Source organism: Archangium gephyra (assembly GCF_049060025.1).
Classification (GTDB): domain Bacteria; phylum Myxococcota; class Myxococcia; order Myxococcales; family Myxococcaceae; genus Archangium; species Archangium gephyra_A.
This window is the reverse complement of the sequence record NZ_JBMEQQ010000002.1, coordinates 6,240,024-6,252,041: the sequence shown is the minus strand read 5'-3', so window position 1 is coordinate 6,252,041 and position 12,018 is coordinate 6,240,024. Positions and strand designations below refer to the sequence as shown.

Genomic DNA, 12,018 nt, shown 5'->3' with positions numbered 1-12,018 from the left:
GTGAAAATCTGGGTCGACGCCGATGCGTGTCCGGGGCCGGTGCGGGACATCCTCCTGCGCGCCTCGCAGCGTCTGGGGATTCACACCGTCTTCGTGGCCAACAAGCGCCTCACCCTGCCTCGCTCGGAGCTCGTCTCCTCCGTGCAGGTGGGCGCCGGGCTCGACGTGGCGGATGGCTACATCGCCGCCTCGGCCCAGGCCGGAGACCTCGCCGTCACCCAGGACATCCCCCTCGCCGCGCTGCTCGTTCCCAAGAGCGTGGTGGTGCTCGACCCCCGGGGCGAGCCTTCAGCGAGGAGAACATCTCCGAGCGCCTCTCCGTGCGGAACTTCATGCAGGAACTGCGCGACAGCGGCGTGACGACCGGCGGTCCCAGTGGGTTCTCCAACCAGGACCGCCAGCAGTTCGCCGCCGCGCTGGACCGTGAGCTCACCCGGCTGCTCAAGGCCCGTTAGCCGCGCCCGCTAGAAGCGCATCAGCAGGCCCGGCCCCGCCGTGAGCGACTCGTTGCGCCGGCCCGAGCGCATCAACACCGGCACGGGGACGGCCTTGAAGGTCTCGGACGTCTGGCTCCGCAGACCCGGGGAGGTGGGCGGATAGGGCACCGGGTCCTCGGCGGTGACCAGCGCCGTGATGACGAAGGTGGCCGCGATGCCGCCGATGGCCGAGAGCGGAACGGCCGGGCCATCCGCGAGCGCCGTGCCCGCCAGCAGCAGCACCGCGCCCACGCCCAGCGGCAGCGCCGTGAGCTTGAAGACGCGCGACGCCGAGAAGCTCGAGGGGCACCGCCAGCAGGCCACCCACGCCCATGCCAAGCAAGGGCGCCACCAGCGCCGGCGAGAGGTTCGGGTCCTGGTCCCCTTCTTGCGAGAGCAACACCGTGGACTGCACGAGCCCCGTGAGCACGAAGGCGTAGAGGGCGCTCATCCCCACGAGCGACGCATCCCCCTCGCTCACGTCACCGGGCATCGCCGTGGCCGCCAGCACGCCGATGATGCCGGCCTGCGTGGCGAGCAGCGAGGCGATGGCGCGGTCCCGCCCGCTGAGGTCCTGCTCGGTGCCGTAGCCAAAGCCCGCGAGGAAGCCCAGCGCGGCGCCTCCCGCGGCGAGCAGGGACTCGTTGCGCTCCACCGGGACGTAATACTGGTACAGGGCCGCGGCGGTACCGAGCGTCAGGCTTCCGAGCACCGCGCCCACGTAGGTCCCGTTCTCCGACTCGAAGGTGTTGCCGAGGATGCCGCCCGTCACCGCGCCGCTGAGCAGCTCGGTGAAGACGAGCAGCATGCCGCCCGCCCCGGAGGAGAAGCGGCTGTAGCGCGTCGCGCGCTCGGCGGCGGTCTCCACGGGACCCTGGGCGGGCTGGACCGCGGGCGGCGGAGGTGGCGGAGGCGCCGGCTGCACCGCCGGAGGTGGAGGCGGCGGTGGTTGGGTCGTGGTCGCGGGCGGCTGTGTGGCGGCCGGAGGCGGCGTCGCGGGCGGTGTCTGCACCGTGGGCGAGGCCGGTTGGGTGGTCGTGGTTGTGGTGGTGGTGGACTGCGCCCGCGCGACGCCATTCGCGGTCAGCAGGCCAAGACACATCAGGGAAACGACGAGCCGCATACACAGGTCTCCTGGACGTAACGTGGGGGGAAGATGAGTCGGGCGGCCCGGGGGTGCATCGTTCAATCCCTGGCGCTCTCTCGTCCCGTGGGGCGAGGCCGTGTCGGGTGGCGCGCGCCCGAGGCTCGGGACTGTCGGGTCCTGGTTCCTCCCAGCCGGTCCGCGGGGCATCCCGCTTCCCCGGGGCCGGTTTTTTCGTTGGGGCTCCGGGAAGGGCGGGCCGGCAGGCATCCTGGCGGGCAGGCACGCCTTCGACGCGGGACACTTGTGCCAAAATACGTCCCTGGCCATGACGACTTCCTTCCGTGCCCGGTCCTTCCGGCGGAGCCCGGTCTCCCCGGGACTGTTTCTCGCGAGCGCCGTGCTCCTGTGGCTCGGGAGCGTGGCGGGCTGTGCCCGGAGTGAGGCTCCGCCGCCGCCCGTCGAGGCGAAGGTGGAGGGCTATTGGCTGCAACCTCTCGCGAGCGGCAGCCAGATGGTGCCGTGCCGCCATGGCCACCACGCCTGGGCCTGGACGCCGGGGCGGGACGGCTTCTGGCTCGTGGACGAGGAGGGCCGTGAGGCCGCCATCGAGGGCTTCGGCGACGCGCACGTGCGGGTGGAGCAGGTCGTGCCCACGGAGAATCCCGAGCGGGCCTGGGTCTTCGTGCAGGTGCCGTCGCCCTACAAGCCGAGCCGGGCGCTCTACCTGGTGGACCACCAGAAGCTCATCCGGCGGCTCGCGGTGTCAGCCCAGGAGTTGATGCCCGTGCCGTCCGAGGGACACGAGCGGCTCTGGGTGGTCTCCTCTCTCAACCTGCAGCACCTGATGGTCTTCGATGCCTCGGGTGAGGAGGGAGAGCGGGTGGCGCTCACCACCTCGGGGCAGGGGTGGATCACCGCGCGCCAGGTGATGCCCGTCGCGGAGGGCCGGCAGGGCTGGCTCGTGTTGGACCAGAGCCTCGTCCACGTGGAGGCGCGTGCGGGTGCCAACCCCATCTCGCGGCCGATTCCCGTACGGGACGTGATGACCCTGCTCCCCACCCGGCAGCCCCACCGGGCCTGGGTGCTCGCGGAGCTGCCCGGAAAGAGCGAGCCCCAGTTCTTCCTCGCGAGCCGGGAGGGTGTGAAGACCACCGCGACACCCCTGCTCGGAGACGTCCGGCGGCTCTTCGCGCACCGTGACGCCAACTTCGTCTGGGCGTTGCAGTCCGCGAGCCCTGGCGGGGCGCAGCACCCGGTCTTCGAGCTGAAGCTGGTGGGGCTCGACGGGAAGGGGGTGGGTCCGGGCGTGAAGGTGGAAGGAGCGCCCGTCGTGGAGCGCTCGCCGGACGGGCATGTCTGGGTGCGTGACGAGCGGCGCGTCTACGTGCTGGGAGATGGGGGCGAAGAGGTGGCGCGCAGCCCGGACGCGGAGGGGCTGGGACGTGCCGAGCTCCTCCCGCTCTCGGCGGAGCTCGCCTGGGCGGTGACGGAGGACGGCGGGGTCCGCCTGTTGTCGGTGAAGGGACGGCTCATCACCTCGGGCGACCAGGCGGTGACGGGATTGCACCTTCCACGCCTGGGGGCCTTGGACGAGCATGGGGGGTTGGTGCTGTCGGACGGTGGGACCCGGCTTCACCGGCTCACGCGCGGTCCAGCCGGGCTCCAGACCTCGCAGGTGCTCGAGGGCGCGGGGCTGAACGAGGTGTTCCCCATCCAGGGGACTGGCCGCGCCTGGGTGACGGGCATCCCGAGGGGCTCTCTGTACGGACCGGCCTCGGAGGTGGGGCGCGTGCGGGTGGGCTTCGCGGGCGGTGCCCGGCTCGAGCGCGACGCGAAGGGCAAGGTCCAGGTGGAGGGCCGTCTGGAAGCGGGCGCGCCGCTGGAGTCGCTGGAGCTCGACTGGCCCGGGCTCGCGCAGGCGGCGGGAGCGGGGCGCACGCTGCGGCTCGAGCTGCGCGCGGAGGAGGGCAAGGGCGCGCTGGTGGGGCAGGGGCTGCGGCGTCTCGCGGAGCCGGCGGGCCTGCTCTTCCAGTGGACGGAGCCGCCGGGAAGCGCGGAGCACCTCTACCGTGCCGTGGTGACGCACGAGGTGGAGAATGGCACCCGCCTCACCGCCACCTTCCAGCACGTGCCCTTCGGTGTGCCGCTGCTCGACCGTGTCTGGGTGCGCACCGCGCTCGCGTGTCTCGCGGTGACGCTGTTGCTGCTGTTGCCCATGGTGTTGCTGCGCCCCTCGGCCGCGTCCCGCCGGTGGCTGCCGCTCGCCGCCTATGTCGTCACGGGAGTGGGGGCGGGAGGTGGCGAGCTGCTGGGCCTGCTGGGCGGGCTGCGCATCCACCTGCCCACGCTGCTGGCCATGACGTGCGCGGAGTTGGTGCTGTGCGCGGGCCTGGGGCTGCTGTCGCCGGCCGTGTTCCGCCGGCTCGTCTTCACCCATCCGTTCTCCTGGGCCGCCGCGCCGCTGCTGCGCTGGCCCGCATTCCGGCGCCGCTTCTTCGCCGCGCATGTCCGGCAGGTCCGCCGCCGGGTGGACGTGGCCTCCGCCCAGGCCAACGGCGAGGTGTTCGTGGAGCTCTCCTCGCACGTCACTGAATACGCCGGGTCCGGGGTGCCGCCCTCGCCCTCGGAGCGCACGGCCGAGGAGCTGTGCGGGCTGCTCACGCGTGGACGCGCCCACCTGCTCATCCAGTGCGCGGGAGGCCGGGGGAAGAGCGCGCTCCTGAGGCGGCTGGTGCGGCTGTCGCTGGAGCACTTCGAGAAGCAGCCGTCCTCGCCGCTGCCCGTCTTCATCGACCCGGCGGCGGAGGACCTGGAGACGGCCGCGAAGGAGGCGCTGCAGGAGCTGGGGCTGCCGGAGGGGCTGCGGGACGCGCTGCTGGAGTCGGGAGACTTCTTCCTGGTGCTGGACGGCCTCACCGAGTCGAAGCTGGAGCCGGAGGCGCTGCGCCGCTACCTGGAGCGGGAGATGGGGCTGCACGCGCCGGTGTTGCTGTCGGCGAGGCCCAACGAGGCATACCGGACGGCGATGGCGCACGCGCTGCGTTGGATGGCGGTGGAGCCGAAGCGGCTGGACGCGGCGGGGCTGGAGCGCTTCCAGGCGGCGTACCCGGGCCCGGACGGCAAGCCGGTGCCGCTGTCCGAGTCCCTCCTGCGCATCTGCCGGGGGCGTGCGGCGGACGGGACGTACGTGCCCATCCTCGTGCGGCTGGCGCTGCGTTTCGGCGCGGGTGGGGTGGACAGTGTCATCAACCTGTACCGGGCCGTCTTCGCGGGGCTGTTGAAGCAGGAGCCGGACGACGCGACGACGTCGGAGATGCTGGGCTTCGCGGAGGCGCTGTGCCTGGGCAGCTACTGGGAGCACCGCAGCCGGCTCATCGTCTTCCGCGACAGTCCGGACGAGCCGAAGCTGAGGAGGCTGCTGGACGCGGGGCTGCTGGTGGCGGCGGACGCGAGGCCGGGCCCGGTGCCCACGCACGTGCGCTTCTTCCACGACTCGATGCAGAGCTACCTCACGGCGCGGGCGCTGTACGCGCGGTACGCCTCCCAGGCGAGGTGGGACTGCCTGTGGCGGGCGGCGGGCGAGCCGGGCTTCGCGCGGGAGCAATCGGACCTGATGACGGAGGCGGGCTCGGAGCTGTTCCAGATGTGCTCGTACGTCTTCGGGTACGACGCGCGGCTGAAGGCCGAGCTGAGCCGGCACCTGGAGCTGTGCGCGGAGGCGAACGACGAGCGGCTCAACAAGGAGGGCATCCTGGCGGCGGTGCCGGAGGAGCTGAGGCCCGCGCTGCGCAAGTCGGGCCGGGTGCTGTCACCGGGACTGCTGTTGAGCGAGGCGAGCCGCGTCTGCGGAGAGCATACGGACGGGGAAGCCCTGTTCCTGCTGTACGCGCGAATCGCTCCGCTGGCCTGGCCGTGGAAACCCGAGGACGCGAGCACGGCCCGGTCGCAAGAGGACAAGGACGCGGACGCGGCCTGAGCACCCCCTCTCCTGTGCCTCCCCACCCGCGCCTCCCCTCCCTCGCCCTCCGGGAGAGGGTCGGGGTGAGGGTATCTCGTGTCCAGAGTTCCCCACTCGGGCCCCCACGCGAGCCGACGGTGACACACGGGGGTTCACCGCGAGCCCGCGAGTGACTAGGGATGGCGGCGTCCACCGTGCCCGTCACCCTGCCAGCCCATGCCGCCGCGGTGCTCCCGTTCTTCCGGCTGTCCCGGAGGGGAGTGCTGCCCACCGCGCTCGTCGTCGGAGCCTGTGCGCCGGATCTCTCCTACGTGTACGCGGTGCGCGAGCTCGGTGACTACGCGCACGAGTTCCCCGGCTTCATCCTCTTCTGCGTGCCGGTGGGGCTCGTGGTGCTGGCATGGCTGGAGATGCTCATCCTGCCCGCGTTGAAACGGGCCCTGCCCGAGGTGCTGGGCGTGCAGTGGGGCCGCTTCGCGCGGACCGAGGGCGTGCCGGGAACGCCGCTCGCCTGGGTGGCCACGGTGGCGGCGCTGGTGCTCGGCGCCAGCACGCATCTGCTCTGGGATGGCTTCACGCACGCCAGCATGTGGCCCGCGGACGTGCTCTACCCGGACGTCCTCGTCCCCGTGGGAAGCAGGGAGCTGCCGCTGGCCCGGGTCCTCCAGCATGCCTCCTCGCTGGTGGGCTCGCTCATCGTGCTCGGGTACATGGCGAGCCGCTACCGGCACCTGGAGCCCGTGGCGGGAGGCTCCTGGGCGGACTTCCTCCGCGTGCTGCTCCCCATGGCGGCCGGGGCCGTGGTGGGGCTGGTGCTGCGGCTCTCCCGCTTCCAGGACATGGGGGCGCTGGAGGCGCAGCTCTGGTGGGCCTTCTGGCCCACGGTGACGGGGGCGCTCGCGGGGCTCACCGTGGGGTGCGCGCTCGTCCGGTGGCGCGGGCGGTCATGACTGGCGGCGCTCCACCTGCGCCAGGGCGCTTCGGATCTGCGGCAGGGCATACGGCTTGGGCAGCATCACCGCCCCCTCCAGTCTCTCAGTGCCGCCGGAGAGCGCCGCGTTCCCGAGCCCCGAGGCGATGATGACCCCCATTCCGGGCCTGTGCCGCACCGCCTCCCGCGCCAGCTCCACGCCCGACGAGCCCGGCAGCGTCACATCCGTGAACAACACGCCGAAGCCGCCGGCCGCCAGGGCCTCGCGGGCCTCTTCCGCGCTCGACACGGCCAGCACGTCGTGCCCGAGCAGGCCCAGGAGCTCGCACGCCGAGGTGCGGATGTCCTCATCATCCTCCACCAGCAGCACGCGCTGCCGCCGGGGCGCGTCCGGTACCGTGGGGGACGCCGTCCGCCGCTGACGGTGGTCGAGCAGATGCCGCACCTTGCGAGCCATGTCCTCCCGGCGGTGGGGCTTGCTCAGCAGGTGGACGCCCGGGTCGAGCCGTCCTCCCTTGGCGATCTCATCCTCGGTGTAGCCGGAGGTGAAGAGCACCTCGAGGTCCGGCAACAGCGCCCGGGCCTGCCGGGCGAGCTCGGCGCCGCGGACGGGGCCCGGCATCACCACGTCGGTGAACAACAGGTCCACGGCGATGCCGCTCCGGAGGATGGCCAGCGCGCTCTGGCCATCGGCGGCCTTGAGCACGCGGTAGCCCAGCTCCGTCAGCATCTCCACCACGGTGGCACGCACCTCCGGGTTGTCCTCCACCACCAGGAGCGTCTCGGTGCCTCCCTCGACGGGGCCGGTGGGGAGTTCGGTGGGCACCGTCTCCTCGGTCTGCAACGCGTGGGGCAGGTAGAGCTTGATGGCCGTGCCCACCCCCACCTCGCTGGAGAGCTGGATGTGGCCGCCACTCTGCTTGACGAAGCCATACACCATGCTCAGGCCGAGCCCCGTGCCACGGCCCTCGGGTTTGGTGGTGAAGAAGGGCTCGAAGACGCGCTCCAGCACCTCCGGGGACATGCCGCAGCCGGTATCGGAGACGGTGAGGAGCACGTACTGGCCGGGCACCACCTCCGGGTGCAGCCAGGCGTCGCTGTCCTCCAGCCGGGCGTTGCTGGCTTCGATGACCAGCTTGCCGCCATTCGCCATGGCATCCCGGGCGTTGATGGCCAGGTTGAGGAGGACGTTCTCGAGCTGGTTGGGATCGGCGAACGTGTTCCACAGGCCGTTGGGCATGCGGGTTTCGATCTCGATGCGCTCGCCCAGGGTGCGGCGCAACAGGTCATCCATGCCGTGCACGAGCCGGCCCGGGTTGAAGACGAGGGGCTGGAGCGGCTGGCGGCGCGCGAACGCGAGGAGCTGGGAGGCGAGCCGGGCGCCCCGGTCGACAGCGCCGATGGCGGCGCGCAAGCGGCTCAGGGCGCGCGGGTTGCCGGCCGTGTCGCGCTGCAGGAGCTGGAGGTTGCCGCCGATGACCTGCAGCAGGTTGTTGAAGTCGTGCGCCACGCCGCCGGTGAGCTGGCCCACGGCTTCCATCTTCTGCGACTGGCGGAGCAGCTCCTCGGTCTGGCGCTGCTCGGTGATGTCTCGCGCGACGGCGTAGAGCACGCCGTCCTCGGGCACCGCGGTCCACGACAGGCGGTGGTAGGTGCCGTTCCTGTGCCGCAACGAGTTCTCGAAGCGCAGCGTCGGGTGGCCCGCGGCCAGCTTCGCCACCTCGGCCCGCGTCTTCTCCCGGTCTTCGGGGTGCTCCAGCCAGGAGGGGGTCTTCCCCAGCAGGTCTTCCTCGGCCCAGCCGAGCAGCGTGGTCCACGCCGGGTTGACGCTGAGGAAGCGGCCCTCGAGGTCCGCCACCAGCAGCAGATCCTGGGAGACGTTCCAGATGCGGTCGCGCTCGCGCGTGCGTTGCTCGACGCGCTGCTCGAGCGTCTCGTTGGCCCGCCGCAGCTCCTCCACCGCGGTGACGCGCTCGCTCGCCGCCCAGATGCGATCGGCGACGTTGCGGGTGAGCTCGAGCTCGTCCTGGGTCCAGCCGCGGACCTTCGTGTCATGGAGGAACAGGACGGCGGCCAGCCGCCCCTGCTCCACCAGGGGCACGTTGAGCAGGGCCCGGATACCGGAAGCCAGCAGCTTGCCGGAGACCGCGGCGGTCCTCGGGTCCTTCTCGACGTCCGGGATGGCGACCGTCTCGCCCCGCTCGAGGTTTTCGTAGTGGGCGCCGTATCCCTCGAACCGGTGCAGGCCGGCCGTGCTGGCGATGCCGGGGCCGGAGCCTCCAGTCCCGTTCTATCTTGAAGAGCCGCTGGGCCGCATCGAAGGTGCCGTAGCCGGCGCGCGGCACACCGAAGAGGCGCCCGACGATCTCCATGGCGGTGCCCGCGATGCTGGCCGTGTCGCCCAGGTCTCGCAGCCGGTCGCCGAGCTCGACGAGGGCGGATTGGCGCAGCTCCGCCTTCTTCCGCTCATCGATGTTGATCATCACGCCGGGGAAGCGCAGCGGCTTGCCCTCGGCACTGAGCTCGCAGTGGCCGCTCGCTTCAATCCAGACATAGGAGCCGTCGAGCTGCCGGACGCGGTACTCGGCGCGGTAGGGGCCGCCGGACTCCATCGTCCGGGCAATCCGCGGGAGGACCCTGGCGCTGTCCTCGGGGTGGAGGCACTCCGCGAACACGCTGAGCGGCAGTCCCCGGGCGGCCCGCTCCGGATCGATCGACAGGGACCGTGCCAGCCGCTCGTCGCCCGTGAGCCGGTCGGCTGGGATGTCCCAGGCCCAGGTGCCAATCACGGGGCCCGCGTTGAGCGCGAGTTGGACCCGCTCATTGGCTTCGCGGAGCGCATCCTCGGCCAGCCTGCGGGAGGTCACGTCCTGGACGACACCGCGGAGCCGGACGGGCCTGCCCTCGGCATCGCGGAGGAACTCGGCACGCCGGGAGATCCACCGCAGCTCGCCGGTGTCATGCCGGCGGATGCGATACTCGACGGTCGTCCTCGCGAGCCCCATGGACCGGCTCACCGTGGTGGAGGCGACGTTCCGGTCCTCGGGAAGGATGAGGGCCTCGATGTCGGTCACGGGCATCACGTCCATGGGCGCCAGGCCATACAGCCGGCAGAACTCCGGAGTGACGGTCATCAGATCCGTGGAGATCTCCACCGTGAACAGGCCAACGCCGCCCGCCTCCTGGGCGAGCCGGAGCTGTTCCTCCCGTTCCTGGAGGTGCTCCTCGGCCCTCTTTCGCTCGGCGAGGCCAGCCGCGGCTTCGAGGGCTTTTTCTCTGTCTGACAGGGGAAGGCTCATGGGGCGGTGCCGCACGGCGAGGCGTCACGAGGACTGTTGCCGTGCAATGCACCGGGGGCAAGGGGGCACGCGTGCGCGTGGCTCGCTGGTTGACGTGGAGCAGGGGCCCCGGCCCCGCCAGTCCGTCAGGAGAAGAACGTTGTGTCGCCCAGCGGTGTGAGGCCATGGGTGAACGGCTAGGGTTCGCGCACCATGACTCTCCGAACCCTCACTCCCCTGCTGGTGTCGCTGCTGACGGGTGCTCCCGCGGCGCTCGCCCAGCCCGCGCAGAAGCCCGCCGCCCAGGCGCCCACCACGGTGCAGGGAGCCGCTCCGCTGCCCGGCCAGCCCAACCTCCTCGCGAGCGGCGTGCCCGCGATTCCTCCCGAGCTGCGCAAGCGCGTCCTGCAGTACCTCGAGTCGCGCTCGGCGAACCTGCTGGACGTGAGCCAGGACGGCAAGCAGGTGCTCATCTCCACGCGCTTCGCGGACACCAACCAGCTCCACGTGGTGGAGCAGCCCCTGGGCGCCCGCTCCCAGCTCACCTTCACGCCCGAGCCCATCAACACCGCGCGCTTCCACCCCAAGGACCCCAACACCCTCTTCTTCCTCCAGGACGTGGGCGGCGGCGAGTTCTTCCAGGTGTACCGGCTCGACCGGCGCAACGGCCGCTCCGAGCTGCTCACCGACGGCAAGAGCCGCCACGAGGTGCTCTCGCTCTCGGATGATGGGAAGTGGCTCGCCTACGGTGGCACCGGCCGCAACGGCAAGGACACCGACGTCTACGTGGCGCCCATGGAGAACCCCAGGCAGGCCCGCCGCCTCACCGAGGCCGAGGGCACCTGGTACCCGGGCCACTTCTCCCGCGATGGCTCCAAGCTGCTCATCACCCAGTTCCGCGCCGCCGATGACTCGGACCTGCACGTGGTGGACGTGAAGACGGGCGAGCGCCGCCAGCTCACCCCGAAGGAGGGCAAGGGCAGCATCGACGAGGCCCTCTTCACGCCGGACGGCAAGAGCGTCTACGTCGTCACCGACCGCTACAGCGACTTCTCCGAGCTCTACAAGCTGGAGCTCGACAAGGCGCCCTCCACCACCGCGCCCCCGTCCCTCACGAAGTCCATCCGCTGGAACGTGGAGGGCATCGCGCTCTCGCAGGACGGCAAGACGCTCGCCGTGAGCGTGAACGAGGACGGCTACAGCCGGTTGTACCTCCTGGACACGAAGCGCGGCTCGCTCACCCCGGCGGAGGTGCCCCGCGGCGTGATGGCGAACATGGTCTTCCCCCGGGGCCGCTCGGACGTGCTCGCCTATGCCATCACCACGTCGAAGTCTCCCGCGGACGCCTACCTGCTGGAGCTGCGCACGAAGAAGAGCACCCGCTGGACGCGCTCGGAGGTGGGCGGCCTGGACACGGGCACCTTCGTGGAGCCCGAGCTGGTGCGCTACAAGTCCACGGACAACGTGGAGGTGCCCGCGTTCCTCTACATGCCGCGCGAGCGCAAGGGCAAGGTGCCCGTGGTCATCATCTTCCACGGGGGCCCCGAGGGGCAGAGCCGCCCGTACCTGAGCACCTTCACCCAGTTCCTCGCGGTGGAGCTGGGCATGGCGGTGCTGGTGCCCAACGTGCGCGGCTCGGACGGCTACGGCAAGGCGTTCCGCGCCATGGATGACGGGGTGAAGCGCGAGCAGAGCCTCGCGGACATCGGCGCCACGCTGGACTACATCGCCTCGCGCCCGGAGCTGGAGGCCTCGCGCGTGGGCGTGTACGGCGGCTCGTATGGCGGCTACATGGTGCTGGCCAGCGCCGCCTTCTTCCCCGAGCGGATTCGCGCCGCGGTGGACGTGGTGGGCATCTCCTCGCTGCCCACCTTCCTGCAGAACACCCAGGCCTACCGCCGCGACCTGCGCCGCGCCGAGTACGGGGACGAGCGCCAGCCGGAGGTGCGCCAGGTGCAGGAGCGCATCTCCCCGCTCAACGCGGTGGACCGCATCAAGGCCGCGCTCTTCGTGCAGCAGGGGGCCAATGATCCGCGCGTGCCCCAGTCCGAGGCGGAGCAGATCGTCAAGGCGGTGCGGGCCCGGGGCGCGGACGTCTGGTACCTGCTCGCGCTCGACGAGGGCCACGGCTTCGGCAAGAAGGCCAACCGGGACACCATCACCATGGCCACCTTCCTCTTCCTGGAGAAGCACCTGGGCGCGCCCGCCGGCACGCCTGGAGGCGCCGGCAAGTAGGAGGGCGGGCGAGGGGAGGGACATCCTCCCGGGGCGGAGTCCCTGTAGACTGC

Annotated in this window: 5 protein-coding genes and 2 pseudogenes; 4 read left to right on the top strand and 3 right to left on the bottom strand. The window is 71.5% G+C overall.

Features of this window, described 5'->3' with window-relative positions; translation table 11 throughout:
- Positions 1-455 (top strand): annotated as a pseudogene (locus ACN28I_RS27065) (YaiI/YqxD family protein).
- Here ACN28I_RS27065 and ACN28I_RS27060 read toward each other — a convergent pair.
- The gene (locus ACN28I_RS27060) at positions 442-1,599 is read right to left on the bottom strand and encodes a hypothetical protein (RefSeq protein WP_420944824.1); all 1,158 of its coding nucleotides are present in this window, start codon (positions 1,597-1,599) and stop codon (positions 442-444) included. The pseudogene ACN28I_RS27065 and the gene ACN28I_RS27060 overlap by 14 nt on opposite strands.
- A 289-nt stretch (positions 1,600-1,888) precedes the next feature.
- Here ACN28I_RS27060 and ACN28I_RS27055 point away from each other — a divergent pair, with 289 nt between their 5' ends.
- Positions 1,889-5,539 (top strand): hypothetical protein, encoded by a 3,651-nt coding sequence (locus ACN28I_RS27055; RefSeq protein ID WP_420944823.1) that lies wholly within the window; start codon positions 1,889-1,891, stop codon positions 5,537-5,539.
- A 161-nt stretch (positions 5,540-5,700) separates the two neighbouring features.
- On the top strand, positions 5,701-6,471 hold the full coding sequence (locus tag ACN28I_RS27050) for a DUF4184 family protein (protein ID WP_420944822.1): 771 nt from the start codon (positions 5,701-5,703) through the stop codon (positions 6,469-6,471).
- Here the strand turns inward: ACN28I_RS27050 and ACN28I_RS27045 are convergent.
- Together ACN28I_RS27045 and ACN28I_RS27040 are read right to left on the bottom strand one after the other, a co-directional pair.
- A complete protein-coding gene (locus ACN28I_RS27045) occupies positions 6,466-8,634 on the bottom strand; it encodes a response regulator (RefSeq protein WP_420948722.1) in 2,169 nt (722 codons plus the stop codon). The two genes, ACN28I_RS27050 and ACN28I_RS27045, sit on opposite strands and share 6 nt — an antisense overlap.
- Before the next feature lie 328 nt (positions 8,635-8,962).
- Positions 8,963-9,751 (bottom strand): annotated as a pseudogene (locus ACN28I_RS27040) (PAS domain-containing protein); the annotation flags it as partial.
- 192 nt (positions 9,752-9,943) lie between these two features.
- Between ACN28I_RS27040 and ACN28I_RS27035 the strand changes: the two are divergent.
- Positions 9,944-11,965 carry a S9 family peptidase gene (locus tag ACN28I_RS27035; RefSeq protein WP_420944821.1) on the top strand — a complete coding sequence of 674 codons (2,022 nt, stop codon included), beginning with the start codon at positions 9,944-9,946 and terminating at the stop codon, positions 11,963-11,965.
- Positions 11,966-12,018 lie beyond the last annotated feature (53 nt).